The sequence below is a fragment of the Mesorhizobium sp. M0862 genome (genome assembly GCF_040319795.1).
Classification (GTDB): domain Bacteria; phylum Pseudomonadota; class Alphaproteobacteria; order Rhizobiales; family Rhizobiaceae; genus Mesorhizobium.
In genome coordinates this window covers 13,809-39,401 of sequence record NZ_JAMYOJ010000014.1, presented here as the reverse complement: position 1 = coordinate 39,401, position 25,593 = coordinate 13,809, and the positions used below count along the sequence as shown (strand labels likewise).

Genomic DNA, 25,593 nt, shown 5'->3' with positions numbered 1-25,593 from the left:
AGAATGAATTTCGTGCCTGCCGGCTGTCTGCGCCGCTCGCGCTAGGCCGACTTGCGTTGCGGCAAGCTAGACGGCGTCTCGACACCGTCAGAAATCGGTTCGGCTGTCCGGTTTGTCGGCTCGTCATCGACTCGGTCGTGCTCGAATTGCCGGGCGGCAGGCAAGCGTTGCAACCAGTGCTCACGGCGATTGACCCAGAGTTCATAGCTGGGCTCCAGCCCTTCGGTGGGCACCTCATCGAGGCTGCCAATCGTCACTTCCACCTCATTCTCACGAACCAAAGGGACCCGGCCGCCGCAGGTGGGACAAAAACTTCTGTCGCCGTAGCTGCTGACGATACCCGTCGTTTCGAACGCCTCGAGCGGCCACACTGCAAACGCCGAAAAAGCCGACCCGCTAGCCTTGCGGCAGTCCTTGCAATGGCAAAGGCCAATCCGAAAGGGATCTCCCGTCACCGAAAACTGGATGCCGCCGCACAGGCAGCTGCCGCTCCGCCTTGTATCATTGGGCATGACCGCTCCTCCATCTGGTTGGGCATCACACCGCTACATCTTGCAGCGCCATGCGCACAATCAATTCACCCGCAGCGCAAGGGTTCCATGTCGCCTCGCGCAATGCATCGTCTGAACCCGGGAGCGCCATGGCAACGACCGCCGCAAGGCTGCTGGATATGTCAGTTCGGGAAATCGAACACCGGTTCCCGGCACCAATAGACACGGCACTGGCCATCACGTGTCGGAACGGAGGCAGCGACCGGCACCTCCGGCCAGTCGCACTCGTTGCCGTATTGGCGGACATAGCGATCGTAAGTATTCCGGCCGGTCGTCAACACCGCCGAGTGATGGCTCTGGATCAGGCGCTGCGTCTCCTCGCAGGTCATCGAACGCGTGTCGGGTCGGGCGTAGGCCGTGCTTGTTGCTGCAAACAACGCCGTTCCAATGATCCATGCCATTGTTTGGGATATCATGGCGATCCTTATCCTAAAATGCGGCCAGGTATTTCAACAGCGAAATGATGCCGATAATGATGACAACGATCTGCGCGATCTGCCTCGTGCGGCCATCGAGTGGCAGACGCTGGATGAGATAGAGCACCAGGATGATCACCAGGAAAGTGATCAGAATGCCGATAAGTACCGATGAAGCCATGTCCCTCACTCCGTCTGGCTACGTCTGAGAAGAGTACGCAGCGGCAAACGCTCTGGCCATAGATTGGTTCCTGTCGATGCGAAGCCGCCGGCGCAACGTAAAGGCTGCGAAACAGCGTTCCGCGGCCTTTGAAGCTGGATGCCGATCAGGTCTGTTTGCCGTAATGGTTGTCGTTTGCCATCGGCGACACGGTTTCCAGGCGACTTGTTGCTGGGTCAGGCTGGGCTAACGGGAGAACCGCCCCGGGCTGACGAGGTTCCGACAAAAACGGCCGCATCACGTTCTACAACGAGGCCGCTGCCGACATTTGGGGGCATCGTCCGGTCTTGGCCGAGACCTGTGGTGCGGCTCGTGGAAACTCCGTCACCTCGATGGTCGGCCGATGGCGCATGCTGAGTGCCCGATGGCCGTTTCCATGGTTGAAGGACACGATATCACGTGGGACCAGGCCATTGCAGGCAGAGCGGCCGGACGGCGAACTTATTCCGTTTATAGCCCACCCACGCCTGCTCCGCGACGGATCGGGCGAAATTCTCGGCGCCATCAACAGCTGCTTGATCTGCGCACGCAAACGCAAGCCGACGAAGCCCGCATCCGGTCATCATTTCGATGATCTATGAGACGAGCAAATCGGCGGGCAGTCCGGCGACATTCCTCGAACAGGTGCGATAGCGCATCTCGGCGCTTTCGCAATCACACGATCTCCTGGTCGACGCCGAATGGCGCGGCGCCAGCATCGGCGACCTGCTCAAGGCGCAACTCAAAGCTTTCGCGGCGCAGGACCGTTTGTCGGTGGCCGGGCCTGTGATCACGCTTCGCCCGAATGCCGTGCAGTATCTCGGCATCGCTTTCCACGAACTGGCCACCAATTCCGCAAAGCATAGAGCACTTTCACGTCACGGCGGACGAGTCGAAATCGAATGGGATACGGCGCCGGCAACCGACGGCACCGATACCTTTAGCTTGATCTGGCGTGAATTGGGTGGGCCGAACCTGAGTGGGACGACGCGCCGCGGTTTTGGCTCCGTCGTGCTCAAGCGGGTTGCGCCACAAGCGCTTAGCGGCACCGGACAACTAAAATTTGGGGAACAAGGCGTTGTCTGGACGCTCAAGGCGCCGCTGCGCTCGGTCCAAATCTCTCTCGCGGATTTTTGTCGATTGAAAGAGCGGGTCGCGCCTTAGGACAATCCCAATAGGTGACCGGTTTGGCCGCCTGTGGTGTCGGAATTGCCGATGCCAGGCAGTTCGTGCTTATCGTCGGCAAGCGAAGTCAATCTCCCCGCCTCGACGGAGGTCAGTCCGTCCAACTCCATCACCGCGCCGTAGAGTTGGGCCGTCTGCATCACAAGCCGCTCGACATCTTCAAGGGCGACGTTCTCGTCCAGGTTACGCAATCGTATGTCCTCGGCAACCACCGCAATATTGACCATTCCGCGCGAGCGCAGCGCGCCCAGGACCCGTGAATTGAGATCCTCCCGTAGCCGAGCCGAATATCCGTAGCGCATGGAAACCTTCCTTTCAGGAGCCGGTTGTCCCGTCGTGGTCAAGATGCGCCAACGACCTTCAGATGGCAAGAAGAATATAAAGTATTCTCAAGTAAATCAAGTAGTTAGCAGACTGCGCGGGTTGTGCTATCGGCGTGTCTTCCTCATCGTTGGTCTTGTATGTGAGTCACCCATCAGCCTCTCTTGACGCGCTGCACGGGGACCCCTAGCTATACTGCAATTGAGACACATACTAACTCACCATATTTTTTGGTCTTGACGGTTGGAGGCGCGAATGGCCGAGCTGGAACGACCCGAGCGACTGCAGATCATGCTGACAGCCGAGGAATTGGCTGCCTTGGAAAACTGGCGCTTCGAAAAGCGCATGCCAAGCCGGTCCGCGGCGGTGCGGGAACTGCTGCGGCGCGGCCTGGATGCGGATGGATTCCTGACTGCGGGACAAGGAACTAAGTCTCAGGACTTTGGAATTCTGGGCAGCAGTGTGACTGGCGACGGCCAGTCGGGCGAGTAATTCGACGGCGGTTAGCCAACAATCGCTTTTCTGGAAGTGCCGCTACCAATTTATTGCGGTGGCGGAAACGCAAAGCGGGTCGGCTCTCGGCAGGGTACTGGTCTCAGCAGGGTACTCTTGGCGTATGGTTGCAAAGCCCGCTCCGGTTCGCCGGAGCGGGCTTTTTGCGTTTTCCCGACAGGAAATAGTCGCGATCGCTTCAGACACGCTCAAGGTTCTCTTCGCACTCCATGCACGCGACGCTGTGACCGGGGCAACTGAGCCGGTGTGTTCCTCCGGGGCAGCAATGGCCGTTCGAGCTGGCCCACCGGGCACAGACAAACACCTTGCGGGTTCCGTGGCATTGTGGACATTCCATCGGACGCGCCAGCAGAGCCTCGTTCTCCGAGACACGGCATTCCCTCTCAAGAACCTGGACCATCTGAAACCCCAAGGACGAAATATGCTAAGCTATCCATACCCGGAAAGCCTAAATTAGAATTTAATTACATACGCCACGAGAGCCTTCCGAGGGGAAGTTCGCGGATGGCAATCTCAGGCCACCGGCAGTCCGCCGCGCGTGTCTCATTCCCAATCTCGGCCGTCTCAAGATCAAGCTCCGGTTGCTCCCGGCATCGGTCAACCCGCGATTTTGCCCACCGATTTTCGCATTCGGATCGTTATAGGCTTTCGCTTTGCTGGAGCGGCGTTAAAGCTGCCCGGCAAATGCCCGAGCGGGAACAGTCCGTTCCTGCGTCGGTTCGTTTGGACAAGGATGTCTGCCAATGACATTGATGGGCGCAGCGGCACTTTTGATCCTTGTCCTGACTTATGCCGGCGTCGCAATCGGGCGTATTCCAGGCCTCCGTCTCGACCGGGCAGGGATCGCCTTGCTGGGGGGGGCGGCGATGATCGCCATCGGCGCACTCAGTATGGAAGATGCCTATCGCGCCATCAATTTCGACACCATTACGCTGCTGCTCGGCATGATGATCGTGGTGGCGCATCTGAAGGTGTCCGGCGCCTTCCGGGCGCTTGGCGCCTACGCTATCGAGCATGCGCACGCGCCTTTCGTGCTGCTGGTGATGGTGACGCTGTTGACCGGCGTGTTGTCGGCGTTCCTGGTCAACGACGCCATCTGCCTGGTCATGGCGCCGATCGTCGTCCACGTCACCCGTGTCATCAATCGCAATCCCATTCCCTATCTGATCGCCACCGCCACCGCGTCCAACTGCGGCAGCGTCGCCACCATCACCGGCAACCCGCAGAACATGGTCATCGGCGCGCTGTCGGGAATTTCCTACCCAGCTTTTTCGGCCGCCCTGGCGCCGGTTGCCCTCTTCGGCCTCGTCGCGGTCGTCGTCATCGTGCGCATCGTCTACCGCGCCGAATTCGCCCGCACCGCCGATCTCAACCCGGAAGTCTATCGCGGCCGCATGCTGCCGGGACAGGTGCTGAAGGCGGTGGTTGTCTGCATTGGCCTGGCCATCGCCTTCTTCGCCGGCGTACCGGTTGCCAAGGCAGCGCTCATCGGCGGCGCCATCCTGCTGCTCACCCGCGCCATCAAGCCGGCACGCATTTACCGCGAGATCGACGGCCCGCTGCTGTTCATGTTCGCCGGCCTGTTCATCGTTGTCGCCGGCGCCGAAAAGACGCTGCTGACGCCCGACATCATCGCCTCGGCCAAGAACCTCGGGCTGGACGACGTCTGGCGTCTATCGGGCTTCACCGCGGTGCTCTCCAACATCATGAGCAATGTTCCGGCCGTGCTGGCGCTGCGGCCATTCATACCCGGCCTTGAAAACCCCGGGCGTGCCTGGCTGGTGGTGGCGATGAGCTCGACGCTGGCCGGCAACTTCACCTTGCTTGGCTCGGTCGCCAACCTGATCGTCGCCGAACAGGCGCGGGCGGCCGGCACGCAGCTGTCCTTCTCAGCCTTCTTCAAGGTCGGCCTGCCACTGACGCTGCTCACCCTTGCCGTCGGCACGGCATGGCTGGCGGCTGGATTCTAGAGCAACTCCACGAAAAATGTGAAGCGGTTCTCCGTCCGGAATTGCGTCAAAACAAAGAGATAGCGTGTTTCGCCGTCTCCACTAAACGGTGAACGCTCTAGCGGATAGTCGCCGATCCTGACCTTGCCCGAACCAGCGTTGCAGCGGCCTGTCCGGCGGCCTCGACATAGTCGGGGTTGCGGTGGATCAGCATGATCGAGAACGCGCCGTCCATCAAAAGCACGATTTCGCGCGCCAGGGTCTGCGGCTCGTCGACGCCGTGGCCTGTGAGTTCGCCGGCCAGCCAGGTCTCGAAATTCTGCTTATGCCGCGCCCCCGCTTTAACGGCCGGGTGTCCGGGCATGGAAGCGAGTTCGGCTGCCGTGCGCAGAAAGCCGCAGCCTCTCCATTTCGGGTGCTTCGCCACGCGCGCCAGATTGGTAAAAATCGCCTCGACCTTGCGCTCGACATCGCCTTCGGTCATCTCGAACCAGCCGGCCATCTGCTTGAGGTTCGGCTGGTCGCGACCGTCGAGATAGGCCGCGATCAAATCGTCCTTGCTCTTGAAATGATAGTAGAGCGTGCGCTTGGTCAGCCCGGCTTTTTCCGCCACTGCATCGACGCTGACTCGGCCGATCCCCTCGGCATAGAACAGCTTCGTTGCGGCATCGACAATGCGTTTGCGGGTAGGGCTTGGTGCTTCGCTCATACGCAAGTATACCGACTAGTGAATATACATACAACCGAAAGCCTGATCCTCTCCGTCGACAAACACAGGGAAGGAGAAGACATGACCGAGCTTGTGCTCACCGAGGCCCGCAACGGGATCGCCATCCTCACACTTAATCGGCCGGAAAAGCTCAACGCCTTGAACTATGCGCTGATTGATCGCCTGCTTGCGCTCCTCGATGCCGCCGAGACCGACGATGCCATCCGCGCCGTCATCCTCACTGGAGCAGGAGAGCGCGCCTTCTCCGCCGGCGGCGACATCCATGAATTCTCAGGCAGCGTGGACATCGGCGTCGACGTTGCCCTGCGCGACTTCGTCATGCGCGGACAGTGCCTGACCGCAAGGCTGGAGGCATTCCGCAAGCCCGTCATCGCCGCCGTCAACGGCATCGCCTTCGGCGGCGGCTGCGAGATCACCGAAGCCGTGCCGCTCGCTATCGCCAGCGACCGCGCCTTGTTCGCCAAGCCTGAGATCAACCTTGCAATGCCGCCCGCTTTCGGCGGCACGCAGCGGCTTCCGAGACTGGCAGGGCGCAAGCGGGCGCTCGAGCTGCTGTTGACCGGCGATTGGTTCCCGCCGCCGCGCGCCGTCGAACTCGGCCTCGTCAACCAGGTGGTGCCGCATGAGGAGCTGATGCCCGCCGCAATTGATCTCGCCCGGCGCATGACCAGACATTCTCCTGCAGCAATTGCCTCGATCCTCACAGCAGTGGCGCGGGGCCTGAACCAGAGCATCGCGGAAGGCTTGGCTGTCGAGGCCGAGCAGTTCGCCCGCATGGCTCCGACCGCTGATCTGCGCGAAGGGCTGGATGCCTGGATCGCACGGCGCCAGCCGGGCTGTGACGGCTCGTGGACACACATCACCCGGCCGGATGAAGCCAGGCGAGCCTCAACGCAGCAGGACGGGCTTGCGGACCGGGATCAAGGCGCCGTCACGGCCAGATGACCTTTCATGTTGGGGTGGAAGCGGCAGAAATATTCGACCGCTTCCGCCTTCCGCAGGGGCAGGCTCGCTGTTGTCTTCGGCGGGATCATCACTTCCCAGCCACCCTTGACGGTAGCCGTATGTGCGAACACGTCCTTGTTCACCCACTTGATCGTGTCGCCGACCTTCGCGTCGACGGTGGCCGGCGAAAAGACAAGTTTGTCGATGGTGACCTGGATGGTTTCGGCCTGCACGGGTGAGGTCCCGAAGACCAGCGCCAGTGCAATCCACAGCTGCCGTTTCGACATGGCCTGATCCTTACTTCAGCATACCTGCAACATGCTCGGCGTGCTGTTCATGGCCCTGGAAAATCTTCAGGCCGGTCTCCAGCAGGCTCTTCAACTCGGTATTACTGGCCGATGGGATCAAAAGGGTTTCAAGCGCGCCGTCGACCTGTTTGTGGTAGGCGATCTCGTTGTCGACATAGGCTTTGTCAAAGGCTGCGCCGTCGAGTTTGGCGAGCTTCGCCCGCTCCTCGGCCGCAGCCTTGGTCAGCGCCTGGCTGGTTGCGTTGTCTTCCGGCGTCACCTTCAGCTTCTTTACCAGTTCCAGTGCCTGCGCGTTGACCGCTTCGTGGTCGCGCACCATGTCGTTGGCGAAATCCACGACCTCCTTGGTCTTCGATTTCTTGATCGCCTGCTTGGCGGCTTCCACATCGATGACGCCTGCCGTGTAGGCGATGTGGGCGATCTGCGGGTCCGTCGGCTTGTCGGCGGCTTGCGCGAGCGGGGCAGCGCCAAGCAGCAGCAAGGCAGCGAGGGCGGCGGTGTGTCGGGTAACCATGGCATCTCCTTCGCCCGGACGCAGGATCGCGCCGGGCCGTGTTTTTCAGTTGACGGTCATTGGATGCGCAGCGGCGGCAAACGTTCCCGGGGAAATCGGCCAAATCAGCGATGATCAGCTCTCCAGGCCGAGCCGCTGCATGACGGCGCTGGTCAGCCTGTCGCAGCGCCGGCCGGCAAACGGGAAGGCGTCGAGCAGCACCGGCCCGATCTGGTCGTCGAGTGCCTTGCGTACCAGGGCGCGGGCGCGGTGTAGCCTTGTCTTGACGGTTTCCGGCCGCACGCCAAGCAGCTCGGCGGTCTCCTCGATACTGAGCCCCTCGATAACCCGCGCCACGAACACCGTCCGATAAACATCGGGTAGGCTGTCGGTCGCCCGTTCCACCAACTCGAGGATCTGCCGCTGCGCCATCGTCCGCTCCGGATCGTCGCTGGGATTGAGGGGGAACTGGATGATTTCGGCTTGCGGGTTTTTCGCCACCGTCCGCCGCCTTTTGCGCAGACGACCGAGCGCCTCGTTGATGACGATGCGCGACAGCCAGGTGGCCAATGAGGACTCCCCGCGAAAGGCATCGAGATGGGCAAAGGCTCTGACATAGGCCTCCTGGACGATGTCCTCGGCTTCAGCATCGTTGCGCACCACCCCGCGAGCGATGCGATAGAGCCGCTGATTATGGGTCTTCATGATGATGCGGAAGGCGTTGCCTTCGCGTGCCAGCGCGCGGCGCACGAGAAGCATCTCGCTTGAGGCAGCAGTGGGCATTGGTAGAGACATAGCAGGCATGGCCAGTTCCTCGATCCAATCCCCGTTCGAAACCTCGATCAAGACATTGGATAACATCGCCGGCAAAAGGTTCCCGGCCATTTTCGCCCGGCTCCGACGGCGCCTAGAATACTGCTTCCGCCAGCGGCTTGTCAGCAGCCTGCGCTCGTGCCGTTGCCGCAAGCAGATCGGTCTGCGTGATCAGGCCAAGGATGCGGCTGTCCCCGTCCACGATGATGACTGCATGGGTGCGGCCGTCGGTGAGCACCGGTAGCAGGGCCATGGCGGGCGTACCGGCGGCGGCGGTCGACGCTGTCGACGTAACGCTTCCGACGGCTTCGTCGGCTCGCGCCAATTCCCTCAATCCAACGGTGCCGACCAGTCTGGCGTCCTTGTCTACAACCGGCAGCGTGCGGATATTGTGGTCGAGCAGCAGATGACGCGCCCGATCGGCGGACGCGTGTTCATCGACCGAAATCACGTCGCACGACATGATGTCCTCGCACAACATGGTTCGGTGTGCGCGCATCGTCGCTTGCAGTTCGACCTGTCGCAGCAGTTGTTCGAGATCGTTGCGGTCGATGTCGAAGGTCTCGTCGAGCGCAGCCAGCGCGGCATCGATGTCCTCGGCCCGGAAGCCGATGCGCTCCTGAGCCGGCGGATCGATGGTTCCGTGCGTGCTTTTCGGGGCAGGGGCCGGCACATGCGGGTAGCTGCGTCGCGACAGCCTGTGGAAAGCATAGCCGAGCGCGACCAGCATCATGGAGTTCAGCGCCACCGGCACGAACGGAAACAGGAAGCCGGCACCGATCACGGCCGGCCCGCCGAGCACGGCGGTCAGTGCGGCGGCTCCGCCCGGCGGATGCAGGCAGCGTGAGAACGACATGGCGGCGATCGCCATCGCCACGGCAATGCCCGTTGCGAGAACGGGCTGATGGACGAAATGGGCCACGATCACGCCGACCAGCGCCGATATTGTATTGCCGCCGATGATCGACCATGGCTGCGCCAGCGGGCTTGCAGGCACCGCAAACAGCAGCACCGCCGAAGCCCCCATCGGCGCCACCAGCAGCGGCACATGCGGGCCGTTGCCAAGCACCAGCGCGCCGATCGCGCCGGTCAGCGCAATGCCGATCATCGCCCCGATGCAGGCGATGAGGCGCTCGCGCAGCGTCGCGCCGGCGAGAATGGGGACAAAGAGACGAAAGGCCATGGTAAGCTCAGTCCGGCTGGAATTGTGGGCGCAGCGCCTGCAATGGCGTTGGGCCGACGATTTTGAAAGTCAAACCGATCCGAAAAAGCGCGCGTTGGGGAAATAACATTGCGCTTGGTCTACCCATGAGCGGCTTTGCGACGTCGATCGTCCTACGAAAGTCGCTCGCCAATCCTTTCAACGGGTTAAGCGGGCTAGCGGAATCAGCTTCGCAAGTTTGCTGGTGTCATGCCGCAGCGGCCGCTTCCAGCCCGCGCAGGATATCGGCCTTGAGGTCCTCGACATCCTCGAGCCCGATCTGCAGCCGGATCAGCGGGCCGTCATAGGGGCCCTTGGCGACGGTACGGTCGCCGAGGAAGACCGGCACGGCAAGGCTCTCATAGCCGCCCCAGGAATAGCCGAGACCGAAGATTTTCAAGGCATCGAGGAAGGCATGCTGCTGTCTCTGGCCGCCGCCTTTGAGCACGATGGAAAAGATGCCGCTCGAGCCGGAAAAATCACGCTTCCACACCGCGTGGTCGGGGTGGCTGGGGAGCGCCGGGTGCAGCACGCGGGCCACGCCGGGCTGGCCTTCAAGCCAGACGGCAATGGCAAGCGCGCTCTTTTGATGGTGATCCAGCCGAACGCCCATCGTGCGCAGGCCGCGCAGGACTTGATAGACGTCGTCGGGGCCGGCGCAGCAGCCCATCGTGTAGAACGTCTCGCAAAGCTGCTTCCAGCAGTTGGCATTGGCAGACACTGTGCCCAGCAGCACGTCCGAATGCCCGGCCGGATATTTCGTCGCCGCATGGATCGAGATATCGACGCCGTGGTCGAGCGGATGGAAGTAGAGCGGCGTTGCCCAGGTGTTGTCCATCATGACGATGGCGCCCGTTTCATGCGCCGCCTTGGCGATCGCCGGAACGTCCTGCACCTCGAAGGTGTTGGAGGCCGGTGATTCCGTAAACACGACTTTGGTGTTCGGCTTGATCAAGCTGGCGATGCCGGCGCCGGCATGCGGATCGTAATACTCGACCTCGACACCCAGCCGCTTCAGCATCGTGTCGGCGAAATTGCGGGTCGGATGGTAAACGGAATCGACAATCAGGATGTGATCGCCTGCCGAGAGAAACGCCAGCAACGGAACGGTCACCGCCGCCAGGCCCGACGGCACGATTATGGTGCCGGCGGAGCCTTCCAGCGCGTCGATCGCATGCGCCAACGCATCGGTGGTCGGCGTGCCGCGTGTGCCATAGGTGTATTTCTGGCTGCGCGCCGCCATCGCCGACGCATTGGGATAGAGCACGGTCGAGGCATGCACGATCGGCGGATTGACGAAGCCGAAATAGTCGTGCGGATTGTTGCCCGAATGGGCAAGCCGCGTGTTGATACCCATCTCGTTGCCGTCAGTCGCCATTGCTCTTCGCCTCGTGGTGAACGCGCTAGCCATAGAGCGGCGGCATTGGCCGTGCAACAGCGGGCGCCCGCCAGGTGGTGCCCTTTGCATAGGCCAATTCCCTTATGAATAGTCTGGAATGCGTAGCAATCCAGAGCCGCGGATTTCATGAGTGGATGTGGATTAGCGTCGACGGACTTTGCCGTTTTTGTTTGCGGGGCTTGCTGCTTTCCTGATGGTGTTGTCCGCAATTCAGGCATTTGCGGCAATTGGTTTTCAAAGCTGTCGTGAAACGGTCATTTCCCTTGACCTCACAGAGATAATCGCCTTCGATGCAGTTCGTGAATGGGAGGGGCCGGGCGTCGGTTACGACGCGAGGTTCCGGAATGAGCCGGATGGGAGCCGGGTTCACGCGGGAAAAGATCAGGATTTGCCTGAGGATCAGGGTTTACCTGAAAACAGAAAAGGGTCTGTGGGTTATGAAACATATTGCAATTGGCATTCTCGGTGCCGCTGCGCTTGGATGGATGGCTTCGGCCGCGTCGGCGACAACGCTCGATACCGTCAAGGCGAAGGGCTTCATCCAGTGCGGTGTCTCGACGGGCCTGGCCGGCTTCTCGGCGCCTGACGACAAAGGCGATTGGAAAGGCATCGACGCGGATTTCTGCCGCGCTGTCGCTGGTGCAGTCTTCGGCGATGCCTCCAAGGTCAAGTTCACGCCGCTCAGCGCCAAGGAGCGCTTCACCGCGTTGCAGTCGGGCGAGATCGATCTCCTGTCGCGCAACACCACATGGACCATCAATCGCGATACCGCGCTTGGCCTGAACTTCATCGGCGTCACCTATTATGACGGCCAGGGTTTCATGATCAACGCCAAGAAACTGCCTGGCGTCAATTCGGCGCTGCAGCTTTCAGGTGCGGCAGTCTGCGTGCAGAGCGGCACCACCACCGAGCTCAACCTCGCCGATTACTTCAAGGCGAACAAGATGGAGTACAACCCGGTCGTCTTCGAAAAGCTGGAAGAGGTCAACGCTGCCTATGACGCCGGCCGCTGCGACGTCTACACCACCGACCAATCCGGCCTCTATGGCATCCGCCTGACGCTGAGTGCGCCGGCCGACCATGTCGTGCTGCCCGAGATCATCTCCAAAGAGCCGCTCGGCCCCGCCGTACGCCAGGGGGACGACCAGTGGTACCACATCGTCAAGTGGACCTACTTCGCCCTGTTGCAGGCAGAGGAACTGGGCATCACCCAGGCCAATGTCGAAGAGATGAAGACCTCGGATAATCCGGAGATCAAGCGCGTGCTCGGTCAGGAAGCCGAAACCAAGATCGGAACCGACCTTGGCGTGAGCAATGACTGGGTCGTCAACATCGTCAAGGCAGTCGGCAATTACGGCGAGATGTTCGAGCGCAATGTCGGCACCGGCAGCCCGCTGAAGATCGCGCGCGGCATCAATGCGCTGTGGACCAAGGGCGGCCTGCAATACGCACCGCCGATCCGCTGATCGAAATGTGATCCGGAAGGCAGATCATCTGCCTTCCGGTTTCTCTTTCCAGGGGATGAGCAATGGCATCGCAGGAAGTTCTTCGCGAGGAGCCGAGCCGCGGTTCCTTCATCAACGATCCGAAAGTCCGCGGGTTTTTCTTCCAGGCGGTGGTTGTCATCTTGCTGGTGGCGGGCGTCTGGTGGATCGTCCACAACGTCATCGTCAACCTGCAGCGCCTGCATATTACTTCCGGTTTTGGCTTCCTGAACAACCGAGCAGGCTTTGACATTCCAGTCAGGCCCATCGCTTATGATTCTGATTCGACCTATGGCCAGGCCATTGTCGTCGGGCTTATCAACACCATTATCGTCGCCGTTGCCGGCATTATCACCGCGACCATCATTGGCTTCATTGTCGGCGTCGGCCGGTTATCGCGCAACTGGCTGGTTCGCAAGATTTGCACGGTCTATGTCGAGGTGTTCCGCAACATTCCGCCCCTGCTGGTGATCTTCTTCTGGTATTCAGGCGTGCTCGCGGTACTGCCGGCGCCTCGCGACAGTTTCAATTTGCCGTTCGGCTCTTTCCTCAACCAACGCGGTTTCTATTTTCCGCGCGCTATCTGGGGCGACGGCTCCTGGCTGATGTTTGTCGCCTTGCTTGTCGGCATCGCCATGGCTTTTTTTGTCGCGCGCACGGCACGCCAGCGGCAAATGGCAACGGGCCAGCAGTTTCCCGTATTCTGGACTTCGGCGGCGCTGATCGTCGGCCTTCCGCTCCTGGCCTATGCGCTGAGCGGCTTTCCCTTGAGCTTCGACTTTCCAAAACAATCGACCTTCAACCTGACCGGAGGCTTTCAGATCGGGCCGGAGTTCCTGTCTCTCTATTTGGCGCTGTCCTGTTACACGGCCTCCTTCATCGCCGAGATCGTGCGCGCCGGCATTCTCGGCGTCAGCAAGGGTCAGACCGAAGCGGCTGGCGCCCTGGGGCTGCGGCCGGGATCTATCCTGCGGCTTGTCGTCGTTCCCCAAGCCATGCGGATTGTCATCCCGCCGCTGACCAGCCAGTATCTCAACCTGACCAAGAACTCGTCGCTGGCCATCGCCATCGGTTATCCCGACCTGACGGCGATCGCGGGCACAGTGCTGAATCAGACCGGTCAAGCGGTCGAGGGTGTGCTGATCATGATGGTCGTCTATCTCATCATCAGCCTGGTGACGTCGGCGGTGATGAATGTGGTTAACGCCAGGATGGCGCTGGTGGAGAGGTAAGACCATGCAGGAACATGATACCTCCTGGGTGCGGACCGAAATGGCACTCGCTCAACAAGCCCCGGCCGGCGTGCGGGGGCCTTTGGCCTGGGTTCGCAAGAACCTGATCGGTTCGGTGGGCGACGTCATCCTGACTGTAGTGGCTATTGCGCTGGTGGTGATGATCGTGCCGCCCATCGTCAACTGGGCCTTCATCAACGCCCAGTGGACGGGGCCGGACCGGACTGTATGCGCCACGGTGGCGCAAGGCGGAATCCAGCCGGACGGCTGGTCAGGCGCCTGCTGGGCCTTCGTCAACGCGAAGTTCGGCCAGTTGATGCTTGGCCGCTATCCCCTGGAAGAGCGCTGGCGGCCGATCCTGGTCGCCGTCCTGTTCGTGGCGCTGCTGGTGCCGTTGCTGATGCCACGTGTGCCGCGCAAGGGGTTGAACGCCATTCTTCTATTCCTGGCACTGCCGATCATCGCGTTCGTGCTCCTGGTCGGCGGCATCTTCGGCCTGCCGCATGTGGAGACCCAGCTATGGGGCGGGCTGCTGGTGACGCTGAGCCTGTCCTTTGTCGGCATTGCCGTGTCGCTGCCGATGGGCATCGTGCTGGCGCTCGGCCGGCGCTCCAAGATGCCGATCGTCAAGACACTGTGCGTGGTCTTCATCGAGTTCGTTCGCGGCATCCCGCTGATCACCGTTCTGTTCTTTGCCAGCGTCATGCTGCCGCTGTTTCTGCCCGCCGGGGTTTCGTTCGACAAATATCTCAGGGCGCTGATCGGCGTCTCGCTGTTTGCCGCGGCCTATATGGCGGAAGTGGTGCGCGGCGGCCTGCAGGCGATCCCCAAGGGCCAGTATGAGGGTGCGGATTCGCTTGGCCTGGGCTACTGGCAGAAGATGGTGCTGATCGTGCTGCCGCAGGCACTGAAGCTGGTCATCCCCGGCATCGTCAATACCTTCATCGGTATGTTCAAGGACACAAGCCTCGTCATCATCATCTCGATGTTTGACCTGCTTGGCGTCGTCAAGCAGAACTTCTCGGACGCCAATTGGGCGACGCCACAGACCGCGAGATCCGGTCTCATCTTTGCAGCCTTCGTCTTCTGGCTGTTCTGCTTCGGCATGTCGCGGTATTCGATGTACACGGAACGCCGGCTCGACACCGGCCACAAACGTTGATGCATGTCGCCCAAAAGTGTTTAGCGGTTTTGGGACAACGACATGCATCATAGCTAAAAGACAGAACAAAAAGGGGAACCTGCCATGGTCATAGAAAACGCCGTCAGCGCCGAAGAGATCAAGGTCGATGCCAAGAAGATGCACATTTCGACCACCGATGTCGCAATCGACATCATCGGCATGCACAAATGGTATGGCGAGTTCCATGTGCTGAAGGACATCAACCTCAAGGTGATGCGCGGCGAGCGCATCGTCATCTGCGGTCCTTCGGGCTCGGGCAAGTCGACCATGATCCGCTGCATCAACCGGCTGGAAGAGCACCAGAAGGGCAAGATCATCGTCGACGGCAAGGAACTCACCAACGATCTCAAGAAGATCGACGAGGTGCGCCGCGAGGTCGGCATGGTGTTCCAGCACTTCAACCTGTTCCCGCATCTGACCATCCTGGAGAACTGCACGCTGGCGCCGATCTGGGTGCGCAAGACGCCGAAGAAGCAGGCCGAGGAAATCGCGATGCACTTCCTCAAGCGCGTCAAGATCCCCGAACAGGCCAACAAATATCCGGGCCAGCTGTCGGGCGGCCAGCAGCAGCGCGTAGCGATCGCGCGTTCGCTGTGCATGAACCCGCGCATCATGCTGTTCGATGAGCCGACCTCGGCGCTCGATCCAGAAATGATCAAGGAAGTGCTGGAAACGATGGTGGGCCTGGCCGAGGAAGGCATGACCATGCTGTGCGTCACTCACGAAATGGGCTTTGCCCGCAAGGTCGCCAACCGGGTGATCTTCATGGATCAGGGCCAGATCGTCGAACAGAACACGCCGGCCGAGTTCTTCGACCATCCGCGCCACGAGCGCACGAAGCTGTTTCTGTCGCAGATCCTGCACTGAGCATTTTCATGCGAACCAAAAGAGCCCGGCCGTAATGCGGCCGGGCTCTTTTGCTATCCGGGGTTGATCTTCTCCATTGAAACACAAAGCCGCCGCCGCATGATAAAAGCCCTGCGTTTCGTGGCCATGCTGATTATCGTGGTCGCGCTCGCTGCCACGCTCGGCACGCTGGTGCCGCGTCCGCTGTGGCCGGCGTCAGCGGCGGGTGAGGGCACGCGCCATATTCTGGTGCTGGAGAATCCGATCCACACCGACATCGCCATTCCCGTCGATGACGAGGTGCACCGGCGCTTCCATTTCTTGGTCGCTGCCGGCATCCCTGTCGACGCCCCGGAAGTGCGCTACATCGTCTTTGGCTGGGGCGGCCGGGCCTTCTATCTGGAGACGCCGAGCTGGTCGCAGCTGAAGACAGTGCCCGTCCTCAAGGCGCTGACACTGGACGCCTCGGTCATGCATGTCGATATCGCCGGGGCCATCGCCGAGCCGCACCCTGCTGTCACCGGTTTCGACATCGATGAGGAACGTTTTGCAGCGCTGCTCGACTATATCGACGCGAGTTTCCAGCAAGGGCCGCATGGTCCGGTCGTCATCGAGAACGCCGCCTATTCCAGCTTCGACCGCTTCTTCGAGGCGAACGGCCATTTCAACGCGCTGGTCGGCTGCAACACCTGGACAGCCGCCGGCCTGCGCACCGCCGGCCTGCGCACCGGCTGGTGGAACCCGCTGCCGGCCTCGCTGGGATTTTCAATGCGGTTTCATAACTAGCAGTCCTTCATCGCACCGCGACAGTGTTGGATCTTTTGAAGTCAGCGGGACAGCACCCCCCTCTGGCCAGCCGGCCATCTCCCCCGCAAGGGGGGAGATCAGCCGTTTTGCCCGCGGCGCTCCTGCTGCAACGCCGGCGATTTTGGCGAAGGCGACGGCGACATCCAATCTCCCCCCTTGCGGGGGGAGATGTCCGGCAGGACAGAGGGGGGTGGGAAGGATCGCTACGTCGACGATCTAGACTGCCGAGTGTCCGCTCGCCATCCATAGAGCCAGTCGAGGTCGGCGGCGAGCTTGTCGGGCGAGCGCATGGCCAGGAACAGATTGCGGGCGATCGCCACCGGGCCGGCAGCATGCCAGGCGAGGCGGTTTACGGCCCCACGACGCGCGGCCTTGGCGACACGCGGCCGCCGAAGATTTTCCCAGATTTGAAAACTTCTGAGCAGATCGCCAGGGAAATCGGCGATAGCGTCGGCAAGCGTGATGGCATCTTCGATCGCCATTGCCGCGCCCTGTGCGGCAAACGGCGTCATCGCATGCGCAGCGTCGCCGATCAGCGCGATGCCCTGCGGGCTCGTCCACCGCTGTTGTTCGACGGTGTGGATCGGAAAGGCCGTCCATGGGCCGGCCAGTGCCACGAGCTTCGTCAGGCCCGGCGCGGTGCCGCGCAGGGCAGCCGTGAGGATCGCGGGATCGGCATGGCCCGACCAACCTTCGGCCATGCGCTCACCCTTGGTGAAGGCGGCGAGATTGAAGGCCCGGCCTTTGCTGACGGGATAGGCGACCATGTGGAAGCCTGGATGCAGGAACGTGGTGACGCAGTCGGCGGCGCCGATCGCGACAAAGGCTTCGCCGGCGGCGCTCTCGGCCGCGATCGTGACTCGCCAGGCGAGTTCGCCCGAAAAACGGCTTTTGACGAAGTCCTCGCCTGCGAGTTGCGCCCTGACTGCCGACCAGACGCCGTCGGAGCCGACCAGCAGTTTGCCGCGTGCCTCGATCTCGCGGCCGTCCACTTCGGCGGTCACGGCGACATATTGCGCGTCTTTGACGATGCGGGTCACGCGGGCGCCGGTGATGAGCTCAATCTCCGGCCGTTCGGCCATTTGCGCCAGCAGCGCTGCCTGCAGATCGGCGCGGTGAGCGACGAGATAAGGCGCCTGCCAGCGCGCTTCGGCGGCTTGCCCAAGCGGTACCCGCGCCAGTTCGCGCAGCGTCCCGGCGTCCTTGAGCACGACCGCTTCCGGCCGCAACGCTGCGGGCAGCAGCCGGTCGAGCACGCCGAGTTTTCCAAGAATGCGTGTTGCGTTGGGCGAAAGCTGGATGCCGGCGCCGGCCGCGTCTAGGTGCTGTGCCTGTTCGATCAGCTTTACCGGATAACGCCGTCCGGCGAAGGCAAGGGCAGCGGTCAGCCCGGCGATGCCGGCCCCGGCGATTATGACCTGCCGGGACCTGATGTCTTCCATCGGGCTTGTCGCGGAAGGATCAGGCGGCCTGGTCGATATAAAGGCAACCGGCCGGCAGCGTTTCCGTCGCCCTCAGCTTCGCCGAATAGCGGTAGAGCGTCGAGCAATAGGGGCAGACCTTTTCATTGTCGTCGCCCATGTCGAGGAACACGTGTGGATGGTCGAAGGGCGGGTTGGCGCCGGTGCACATGAATTCCTTGACGCCGATGTCGATTGCCGGATGGCCCGCATCGTTCTGGAAGTGGGGAATGGAACCGCCTGCCATCGTCGTCTCCTTGATCTCGTCGAAAAGCATCTGGAACATAACAGACCTGTTTGCAAGATCGATGAAATGAAACTGTCGCAAAAGCCTGTCAGAGGATACGGTGAGCCGGTTAAGTGCATGTCCCTGAAATCGGAATGGTTTTCGCCGAAGGGCCATGCGTCACAAAAGCGTGTTAGAGGCATGGCACGTCCAGCGGCGCTCCAAGGGACGGTTGGCGGGGAAGAGCAGGAACCATGAACGAACTGAAGCCGGTGCAGAGCGAATTCATCAATGTCGAGGTGGCGAGCCCCGAGGGCGGCAACCCCGATCGGTTCGTCAACCGTGAGTTCTCCTGGCTGCAGTTCAACCGGCGTGTGCTCGAGGAATCACAGAACGAGCACCATCCGCTGCTCGAACGCGTCCGTTTCCTGTCGATTTCGGCCGCCAATCTCGATGAATTCTTCATGGTCCGCGTCGCCGGCCTTGCGGGCCAGGTGCGCGAAGGCATTGCGCTCAAGAGCCCCGACGGCCGCACGCCGGAGCAGCAGCTGGAACAATTGCTGCGCGAGGTCGAGCGGCTGCAGGAGGACCAGCAGAACAGCCTTTCGGCGCTGATGTTGCTGCTCAACAAGGAAGGCATTGAGAGCATCACCCGCGATGCACTGACCAAGGATGAGAAAGTCTGGCTGGAAGATCATTTCCAGGACCAGGTCTTCCCGGTCCTGACTCCACTGTCGATCGACCCGGCGCATCCGTTTCCGTTCATTCCCAATCTCGGCTTCTCGATGGCGCTGCAATTGCGCCATCGCAAGAATGGCGAGGAGATGAGCGCGCTTCTGCGCCTGCCGGTGGCGCTGAAGCGCTTCATCCGTCTGCCCGACCGCAAGCAGCACGTTCGCTTCATTCCGTTGGAGGAGGCTGTCGGCCTCTATATCGGCAAGCTGTTCCCCGGCTATGAGGTCAAGGGTTCCGGCACCTTCCGCATCATCCGGGACAGCGATATCGAGGTCGAGGAAGAGTCGGAAGATCTCGTGCGCCTGTTCGAGACGGCGCTGAAGCGGCGCCGCCGCGGTTCGGTCATCCGCATCGAATTCGACAAGTCGATGCCCGGCGAATTGCGCGAGTTCGTCGCCGGCGAGCTTGGCGTCTCTTCGAGCCGCATCAGCGTTCTGACCGGCCCGCTGGCGCTCAGCCAGGTTTCCGAGATCGTCGCCGTGCCGCGCGACGACCTGAAGTTCACCCCCTACAATCCGCGCTTTCCCGAGCGCATCCGCGAGCATGGCGGCGACTGTTTCGCGGCCATCCGCGAGAAGGACATCGTCGTCCACCACCCCTATGAATCCTTCGACGTGGTGGTCCAGTTCCTGCGCCAGGCGATGGCCGACCCGGAGGTGGTGGCAATCAAGCAGACGCTCTACCGCACCTCCAACGACAGCCCGATCGTGCGCGCCTTGGTCGACGCGGCCGAGGCCGGCAAGTCGGTGACCGCCCTGGTCGAGCTCAAGGCGCGCTTCGACGAGGAAGCCAACATCCGCTGGGCGCGCGACCTCGAACGCGCCGGCGTCCAGGTCGTGTTCGGCTTCCTCGAACTGAAAACCCATGCGAAAATGTCGCTCGTGGTGCGGCGTGAGGACGGCAAGCTGCGCAACTATGTGCATCTCGGCACCGGCAACTACCATCCGGTGACCGCGCGCATCTACACCGACCTGTCCTTCTTCACCACCGATCCGACGATCGCGCGCGATGTCGCCCAGCTGTTCAACTTCATCACCGGCTATGCCGAGCCGACCGATGAGATGCGGATCGCCATCTCGCCGTTTACGCTGCGCAGCCGTATCCTCAAGCACATTGCCGACGAGGTCGCCTACGCGCTGGCTGGCCGTCCGGCGCGCATCTGGATGAAGATGAACGCGCTCGTCGATCCCAACATCATTGATGCGCTCTATGACGCCAGCCGTGCCGGCGTGGAGATCGATCTCGTCGTGCGCGGCATCTGCTGCCTGCGGCCGCAGGTGCCCGGCCTGTCGGAAAACATCAGAGTCAAGTCGATCGTCGGCCGCTTCCTCGAACACAGCCGCATCTATTGCTTCGGCAACGGCCATGGCCTGCCGTCGGACGAGGCGATCGTCTACATCGCCTCGGCCGACTTGATGCCACGCAATCTCGACCGCCGCGTCGAGACCATGGTGCCGATCACCAATCCGACGGTGCATGAACAGATCCTTGGCCAGATCATGCTGGGCAACATCATGGACAACCAGCAAAGTTTCGACGTATTGGCTGACGGAACCTCCCGGCGCGTCGTGCTGGATGAGGGTGAGGAACCGTTCAACGCGCAGGAATATTTCATGACCAATCCGAGCCTGTCGGGACGGGGTGACGCGCTGAAGTCGCATGCGCCCAAGCGCATCGCGCAGTTCAAGCGTCGCAAGAAGAACAGCGGCTCATGATTTCAACGTCCCAAGGCCGGCTGCAGGATCGCCGGCCGCTGTCCATCATCGACATCGGCTCGAACTCGATCCGCCTTGTCGTCTATGAAGGGTTGGCGCGCTCGCCGACCTTGCTGTTCAACGAAAAGATGCTGGCCGGCCTCGGCCGCGGCATCGTTTCGACCGGCAAGCTCGACCCCGAGGCGGTGACGCGCTCGATGGAGGAGTTCCGCCGTTTCCGCGCGCTCTCCGACCAGGCGGGTGCGGAGCACATGTTTGTGCTGGCAACGGCCGCGGCCCGCGAAGCGATCAACGGCCCCGATTTCATCCACCGCGCCCAGGATGTGCTCAAGACCGAGATCCGCGTGCTCACTGGCCGGCAGGAGGCGCATTATTCGGCGCTTGGCGTCATTTCGGGCTTCCACCCCGCCAATGGCATTGCCGGCGATCTTGGCGGCGGCAGCCTGGAGCTTATCGACATCAATGGCGAGGCGATCGGCGACGGCATCACGCTGCCGCTGGGTGGCCTGCGGCTGCAGGACATGGCCAGGAATTCGCTCGCCCAGGCGGCAAAGATCACCCGCGACGAACTGGCGCGCGCCAAATTGTTGAAGGGCGGGCAGGGACGGCCCTTCTACGCCGTTGGCGGCACCTGGCGAAACCTTGCCCGGCTGCACATGGAAATGACCAACTACCCGCTTGGCGTCATGCACCACTATGAGATCGGTGTCGACAGCGCCGCCAATTTCCTGAAGCAGGTGGCGAAAGGCGAGATCGAGAAGGTCAAGGGCATCGAAGGCGTGTCGAAGAACCGCCGTTCGCTGCTGCCCTATGGCGCGGTCGTGCTGCAGGAGATCATGGCGGCGATGCAGCCGTCGAAGATCATCGTCTCGGCATTGGGCGTGCGCGAAGGGTTTCTCTATTCGCTGCTCGACCCTGCCGAGCAGAAGGCCGATCCGCTGGTCTCCGCTTCGGAGGAACTGGCGCGGCTGCGGTCGCGCTCGGTCACCCATGCGCATGAGCTTGTCGAATGGACGGACAAGACCTTTGCCGCCTTCGGCATCGACGAGACGGAGGATGAGGCGCGCTATCGCCACGCTGCCTGTCTGCTGGCCGATATAGGCTGGCGCGCACACCCGGAATATCGCGGCAAGCAGTCGCTCAACATCATTGCCCACGCCTCCTTCATTGGCGTCGATCACCCCGGCCGTGCCTTCCTGGCGCTGGTCGGCCTGTTCCGCCACGAAGGCGTGTTCAACGATGCGGCGCCGGAAATCCGCGGCCTGGCGACGCCGCGCTATCTCGAGCGCGCCCGCATCCTGGCGGCGGTGCTGCGCGTCGTCTATCTGCTGACGGCGGCCATGCCCGGCGTCATGCCGCGGCTGAAATGGGAAAACCGCGGCAATGGCACGTTGGCGCTGGTGCTGCCGGCCTCACTTTCCGATCTTTACGGCGAACGCCCGGCCGGACGGCTGGCGCAACTGGCGCGGATCACCAACCGCCGGCTGGTGCTGGCGGTCGAGGGTGGGCAGAGCGTGTCGGTGAAGTAGGCGCGGCCTGACAGCAAAACCATGTCGTCGTCGGCCTCGCGTTCGAGGACCGGCTTCCTCAATCCGTCGCTGCTTCGCACCGCCACCTTCCCCCTCCGGAGGGAAAGGAAGGGAGCCTCGTTGGAAAGCGTTGGCGGCAATAGGCTCGAGCCCTTCCTCTACTCCGTCGATCGGGGGAGAGGTGGCTCGGCGGAGCCGAGACGGAGTGGGGGTCGACCTGCCTCGGCGAGGGATCAACCTGGGACGATATTTGACGATATCAGACCGCGGCGCGGCGCCCGTCGATCGACCAGGCCCCGGCGCCGGCCATGGCTAGCGCCAGGAATCCACCGGCGATGGCAATATCCTTCATCAGCATCTGCTGGTGCAGGAAGGTGAGCATCGGGTCATCGCCGCCCTGGCCGTAGTGGCCGATGGAGCCTGCAACGATGCAGAAAGCGGCAAGAAGTATCGCAACGACCGGCGTCTGAAAGCCGACCAGTATCAAGAGACCGGCAATCGACTCGAACAGCCCGGTGCTCCAGGCAGCAAGCGTCGGCAATGGCATGCCGAGGCCGGCGAAATAGCCGGTCGTCCCGGCAATGTCGGCGAGCGCGTGGTAGCCGGAGGGAACGAGCAGGGCGGCGAGCAGCAGCCGGGAAATCAGAAGCAATGCATCGCGGGGCATGGTCATCTCCGTTGTCTGTCCGCCGGCTGTTTCGAGACCGATCCTAGCAGGGATGGGACGGGCGCGCGCTTGGGCAGACAACGAAAAAGCGGCGTGGAAAATTCCACGCCGCTTTTTTCAGGCTTGGGAGGGAAAGCTCAGCCGCGCTTGGCGTCGATCGAGTAGGCGCCAGGGCCCGAGGAAGCCAGCAGCAGGAAACCGCCGGTGATGGCGACGTTCTTCAGGAAATGGATCATCTGGTTCTGGTCGGCCCAGCCGGTATGGGCGACAAAGGCCGAGGCGATGGTGAAGACCGCGAGCACCCAGGCGGCGATGCGGGTCTGAAAGCCAACGAGCACGGCAAGGCCGCCGAGCAATTCGATCAGGCCGACGACAATGGCCGTTACGGTCGGCACCGGCAGGCCCATGGCGCCGAAATAGCCGGCGGTGCCCGAAATGGCGGTGAGCTTGCCGAAGCCGGAAAGCAGGAAGATGGCGGCGAGCAGGATGCGGCCGAGCAGGATGGTGGTGGAGCTGTTGGACGCGATGCCGGCGCCGGCAGCGGAAGTGTTGATGGACATGGTGGCTCTCCGAAAAGGGTTGATGTCCCGTCAGATAGACCAAGCCGACTGTTCACCAAAGCCGCCAGTCCGGCGACACATTGTTCACAGGACGTACATTTCGGGATCGTTCGACCGACGCAAAATTCTTGTCGCGGCCAGCAGCGGCGGGAGCAAATTGTCCCGCCACAAAATTCGGATTTCTAGTTGACGCAATCCCCAAGAAGAGGGCTGCGCGCTTCCCGAGGAAACGCAAGGCACTTCCCCTGGAATCGCTTAACCCGGATGCGTCATGTCCTCCGGCCGCACCAGCCGGTCGTAGTCTGCCTCGCTGACCAGCCCGGTGGCCAGTGCTTCCTCGCGCAAGGTGGTGCCCTTCTTGTGCGCGGTCTTGGCGATCTTGGCGGCATTGTCGTACCCGATCGTCGGCGCCAGCGCGGTCACCAGCATCAGCGAGCGGTCGAGCGCGGCTTTGATGTTGTCTTCGCGAGCCTCGATGCCGAGGACGCAATTGTCGGTGAAGGAGATCGAGGCGTCGGCCAACAACTGCACCGACTGCAGGAAGTTGTAGGCCATCAGCGGGTTGTAGACGTTGAGCTCGAAATGGCCCTGGCTGCCGGCGAAGGTCAGCGAGGCGTTGTTGCCGAACACCTGCACGCAGACCTGCGTCAGAGCCTCGCATTGGGTCGGGTTGACCTTGCCCGGCATGATCGAGGAACCCGGCTCGTTTTCCGGCAGCGACAGTTCGCCGAGGCCCGAGCGCGGGCCGGAGCCGAGGAAGCGGATGTCGTTGGCGATCTTGAAGAGGGCGGCGGCCGCCGCGTTGATGGCGCCATGCGAGAACACCATGGAATCGTGCGCGGCGAGCGCCTCGAACTTGTTCGGCGCGGTGACGAAGGCAATGCCGGTAATGTCGGCGATGCGCGCCGCCACCTTTTCCGCAAAGCCGACCGGCGCGTTGAGGCCGGTGCCGACGGCGGTGCCGCCCTGCGCCAGTTCCTGCAGGCCGGGCAGCGTCATCTCGATGCGCTTGATCGAAGAGGCCACCTGCGCGGCGTAGCCGGAAAATTCCTGGCCCAGCGTGAGGGGTGTCGCGTCCTGCGTATGGGTGCGGCCGATCTTGATGATGTGGGCGAAGGCCTTCGTCTTGACCTCGAGCGCAGCGTGCAGATGCTTCAGCGCCGGCAGCAGATCGTGCACGATGCGCTCGGCGCACGCGATGTGCATGGCTGTCGGGTAGGTGTCGTTCGACGACTGGCTCATATTGACGTGGTCGTTAGGGTGCACCGGCTTCTTCGAGCCCATGACGCCGCCCAGAAGTTCGATCGCCCGGTTGGAGATCACCTCGTTGGCGTTCATGTTGGACTGCGTGCCCGAGCCGGTCTGCCAGACGACCAGCGGGAAATGATCGTTCAGCTTGCCGTCGATCACCTCTTGCGCCGCCTCGATGATCGCCTTGCCGACTGCCGGATCGAGCCGCTTCAACTCCATATTGGCTTCCGCCGCCGCTCGCTTGACGATGCCGAGCGCACGCACGATCGAGGCCGGCTGCTTTTCCCAGCCTATCCTGAAATTGCCGAGGGAACGCTGCGCCTGCGCGCCCCAGTAACGGTCGGCGGCAACCTCGATGGGGCCGAACGTGTCGGTTTCGGTTCTGGTCCTGGCAGCGGTCACTTGTCTCTCCGACGATCGAATTCGGCAACGGCGTATCGCGTTGCACAATGGCCTTCAAGCAGAGATTGCGGCCGGCAGGCAGTAAATCGGTTGAAGCAGTAGCGCCGGCCTTCGGGATCCTGCACCCTCCACTTTCGTGTGAAGGAAATTGCTCCTCAGTGCGGCTTGATCCCATGAAGTGGACGGAAACTTGCGGATTTAGCTCGATAAGATCATGTCGAGCTGGCGGATTGCTCTACGCAAACTTCCCCCAGGATCAGCAATGCGCAATTCATGTCTACCTACTCTACCTACGAGCGACGCTGCCACACAAACTACCATCCGTGCCGGCGTCTCACTGGCAACAGCAGCGATGAGGTAGCTTATGCACTTGTCCTTCTGTTCAGTTTCCCGACCAAAATCCGGCATCGCATCCGGATCGAGCTTCGGATCGCGAAACCGAGAATTTCAAGTCCACCCTGGGAGCGCCTCCA

The 25,593-nt window shown here is 62.0% G+C and carries 26 protein-coding genes and 1 pseudogene; 12 read left to right on the top strand and 15 right to left on the bottom strand.

What is annotated here, in order from left to right; translation table 11 throughout:
* Positions 1–41 precede the first annotated feature (41 nt).
* The 3 genes from NKI15_RS20915 to NKI15_RS20905 form a co-directional block, all read right to left on the bottom strand.
* Positions 42–512 (bottom strand): GFA family protein, encoded by a 471-nt coding sequence (locus NKI15_RS20915; protein ID WP_023705683.1) that lies wholly within the window; start codon positions 510–512, stop codon positions 42–44.
* 161 nt (positions 513–673) lie between these two features.
* Positions 674–952 (bottom strand): hypothetical protein, encoded by a 279-nt coding sequence (locus tag NKI15_RS20910; RefSeq protein WP_023705684.1) that lies wholly within the window; start codon positions 950–952, stop codon positions 674–676.
* Between the two features lie 28 nt (positions 953–980).
* A complete protein-coding gene (locus tag NKI15_RS20905) occupies positions 981–1,148 on the bottom strand; it encodes a Thivi_2564 family membrane protein (protein WP_023705685.1) in 168 nt (55 codons plus the stop codon).
* A gap of 675 nt (positions 1,149–1,823) precedes the next feature.
* Here NKI15_RS20905 and NKI15_RS20900 point away from each other — a divergent pair.
* Both NKI15_RS20900 and NKI15_RS20895 read left to right on the top strand, forming a co-directional pair.
* Positions 1,824–1,892 (top strand): annotated as a pseudogene (locus tag NKI15_RS20900) (hypothetical protein); the annotation flags it as partial.
* Between the two features lie 60 nt (positions 1,893–1,952).
* Positions 1,953–2,330, top strand: a complete 378-nt coding sequence (locus NKI15_RS20895) for a sensor histidine kinase family protein (RefSeq protein ID WP_245261169.1) — start codon at positions 1,953–1,955, stop codon at positions 2,328–2,330.
* Here the strand turns inward: NKI15_RS20895 and NKI15_RS20890 are convergent.
* Complete coding sequence (locus NKI15_RS20890; RefSeq protein ID WP_023705687.1) at positions 2,327–2,653, bottom strand: hypothetical protein; 327 nt, start codon at positions 2,651–2,653, stop codon at positions 2,327–2,329. The genes NKI15_RS20895 and NKI15_RS20890 overlap by 4 nt on opposite strands.
* Before the next feature lie 274 nt (positions 2,654–2,927).
* On the opposite strand from NKI15_RS20890, the gene NKI15_RS20885 reads away from it, so the two are divergent.
* Positions 2,928–3,164 carry a hypothetical protein gene (locus NKI15_RS20885; RefSeq protein WP_023671471.1) on the top strand — a complete coding sequence of 79 codons (237 nt, stop codon included), beginning with the start codon at positions 2,928–2,930 and terminating at the stop codon, positions 3,162–3,164.
* Positions 3,165–3,928: 764 nt separating this feature from the next.
* Positions 3,929–5,155: an anion transporter gene (locus NKI15_RS20880; protein ID WP_023709703.1), complete on the top strand. Its 1,227-nt coding sequence runs from the start codon at positions 3,929–3,931 to the stop codon at positions 5,153–5,155.
* Positions 5,156–5,252: 97 nt separating this feature from the next.
* On the opposite strand, the gene NKI15_RS20875 is transcribed toward NKI15_RS20880, so the two are convergent.
* Positions 5,253–5,843, bottom strand: a complete 591-nt coding sequence (locus NKI15_RS20875; RefSeq protein ID WP_023705688.1) for a TetR/AcrR family transcriptional regulator — start codon at positions 5,841–5,843, stop codon at positions 5,253–5,255.
* A gap of 81 nt (positions 5,844–5,924) precedes the next feature.
* On the opposite strand from NKI15_RS20875, the gene NKI15_RS20870 reads away from it, so the two are divergent.
* Positions 5,925–6,809 carry a crotonase/enoyl-CoA hydratase family protein gene (locus tag NKI15_RS20870; protein ID WP_352514919.1) on the top strand — a complete coding sequence of 295 codons (885 nt, stop codon included), beginning with the start codon at positions 5,925–5,927 and terminating at the stop codon, positions 6,807–6,809.
* Here NKI15_RS20870 and NKI15_RS20865 read toward each other — a convergent pair.
* The 5 genes from NKI15_RS20865 to NKI15_RS20845 all read right to left on the bottom strand — a co-directional run bounded on the left by NKI15_RS20865 (position 6,785) and on the right by NKI15_RS20845 (position 11,002).
* Entirely contained in the window at positions 6,785–7,096 is a 312-nt protein-coding gene (locus NKI15_RS20865; RefSeq protein WP_023705690.1) for a cupredoxin domain-containing protein, read from the bottom strand. The two genes, NKI15_RS20870 and NKI15_RS20865, sit on opposite strands and share 25 nt — an antisense overlap.
* A gap of 10 nt (positions 7,097–7,106) precedes the next feature.
* Positions 7,107–7,631 (bottom strand): DUF4142 domain-containing protein, encoded by a 525-nt coding sequence (locus NKI15_RS20860; RefSeq protein WP_023705691.1) that lies wholly within the window; start codon positions 7,629–7,631, stop codon positions 7,107–7,109.
* A gap of 114 nt (positions 7,632–7,745) precedes the next feature.
* Positions 7,746–8,414, bottom strand: a complete 669-nt coding sequence (locus tag NKI15_RS20855) for an RNA polymerase sigma factor (RefSeq protein WP_023705692.1) — start codon at positions 8,412–8,414, stop codon at positions 7,746–7,748.
* A 103-nt stretch (positions 8,415–8,517) separates the two neighbouring features.
* Positions 8,518–9,606 (bottom strand): HPP family protein, encoded by a 1,089-nt coding sequence (locus NKI15_RS20850; protein WP_023671478.1) that lies wholly within the window; start codon positions 9,604–9,606, stop codon positions 8,518–8,520.
* 226 nt (positions 9,607–9,832) lie between these two features.
* Entirely contained in the window at positions 9,833–11,002 is a 1,170-nt protein-coding gene (locus NKI15_RS20845; protein ID WP_023705693.1) for a cystathionine beta-lyase, read from the bottom strand.
* A 458-nt stretch (positions 11,003–11,460) separates the two neighbouring features.
* On the opposite strand from NKI15_RS20845, the gene NKI15_RS20840 reads away from it, so the two are divergent.
* From NKI15_RS20840 to NKI15_RS20820, 5 genes are all read left to right on the top strand, one after another.
* Complete coding sequence (locus NKI15_RS20840) at positions 11,461–12,489, top strand: amino acid ABC transporter substrate-binding protein (RefSeq protein WP_023671480.1); 1,029 nt, start codon at positions 11,461–11,463, stop codon at positions 12,487–12,489.
* Positions 12,490–12,551: 62 nt separating this feature from the next.
* Complete coding sequence (locus NKI15_RS20835) at positions 12,552–13,739, top strand: amino acid ABC transporter permease (RefSeq protein ID WP_023671481.1); 1,188 nt, start codon at positions 12,552–12,554, stop codon at positions 13,737–13,739.
* 4 nt (positions 13,740–13,743) lie between these two features.
* Positions 13,744–14,901, top strand: a complete 1,158-nt coding sequence (locus NKI15_RS20830) for an amino acid ABC transporter permease (protein WP_023705694.1) — start codon at positions 13,744–13,746, stop codon at positions 14,899–14,901.
* A gap of 84 nt (positions 14,902–14,985) precedes the next feature.
* Positions 14,986–15,789, top strand: coding sequence for an amino acid ABC transporter ATP-binding protein (locus NKI15_RS20825; protein WP_023671483.1), 804 nt, complete (start codon positions 14,986–14,988; stop codon positions 15,787–15,789).
* A 99-nt stretch (positions 15,790–15,888) separates the two neighbouring features.
* The gene (locus NKI15_RS20820) at positions 15,889–16,554 is read left to right on the top strand and encodes a TIGR02117 family protein (protein WP_023705695.1); all 666 of its coding nucleotides are present in this window, start codon (positions 15,889–15,891) and stop codon (positions 16,552–16,554) included.
* A 224-nt stretch (positions 16,555–16,778) separates the two neighbouring features.
* Here NKI15_RS20820 and NKI15_RS20815 read toward each other — a convergent pair whose 3' ends face one another.
* Together NKI15_RS20815 and NKI15_RS20810 are read right to left on the bottom strand one after the other, a co-directional pair.
* Entirely contained in the window at positions 16,779–18,017 is a 1,239-nt protein-coding gene (locus tag NKI15_RS20815; protein ID WP_023743011.1) for an FAD-dependent monooxygenase, read from the bottom strand.
* A 19-nt stretch (positions 18,018–18,036) separates the two neighbouring features.
* Complete coding sequence (locus NKI15_RS20810) at positions 18,037–18,282, bottom strand: zinc-finger domain-containing protein (RefSeq protein WP_023705697.1); 246 nt, start codon at positions 18,280–18,282, stop codon at positions 18,037–18,039.
* A gap of 233 nt (positions 18,283–18,515) precedes the next feature.
* Here NKI15_RS20810 and NKI15_RS20805 point away from each other — a divergent pair, with 233 nt between their 5' ends.
* Both NKI15_RS20805 and ppx read left to right on the top strand, forming a co-directional pair.
* Positions 18,516–20,711, top strand: a complete 2,196-nt coding sequence (locus tag NKI15_RS20805) for an RNA degradosome polyphosphate kinase (RefSeq protein WP_352886843.1) — start codon at positions 18,516–18,518, stop codon at positions 20,709–20,711.
* Entirely contained in the window at positions 20,708–22,240 is a 1,533-nt protein-coding gene (gene ppx, locus NKI15_RS20800; RefSeq protein WP_023705699.1) for an exopolyphosphatase, read from the top strand. Before NKI15_RS20805 ends, ppx begins: the two co-directional genes overlap by 4 nt.
* Before the next feature lie 259 nt (positions 22,241–22,499).
* Here the strand turns inward: ppx and NKI15_RS20795 are convergent, their stop codons facing one another.
* From NKI15_RS20795 to fumC, 3 genes are all read right to left on the bottom strand, one after another.
* Positions 22,500–22,907: a DoxX family protein gene (locus NKI15_RS20795; protein ID WP_023705700.1), complete on the bottom strand. Its 408-nt coding sequence runs from the start codon at positions 22,905–22,907 to the stop codon at positions 22,500–22,502.
* A 137-nt stretch (positions 22,908–23,044) separates the two neighbouring features.
* Positions 23,045–23,467 (bottom strand): DoxX family protein, encoded by a 423-nt coding sequence (locus NKI15_RS20790; RefSeq protein WP_023694684.1) that lies wholly within the window; start codon positions 23,465–23,467, stop codon positions 23,045–23,047.
* A gap of 255 nt (positions 23,468–23,722) precedes the next feature.
* Positions 23,723–25,120: a class II fumarate hydratase gene (gene fumC / locus NKI15_RS20785; RefSeq protein WP_023694685.1), complete on the bottom strand. Its 1,398-nt coding sequence runs from the start codon at positions 25,118–25,120 to the stop codon at positions 23,723–23,725.
* Positions 25,121–25,593: the final 473 nt, after the last annotated feature.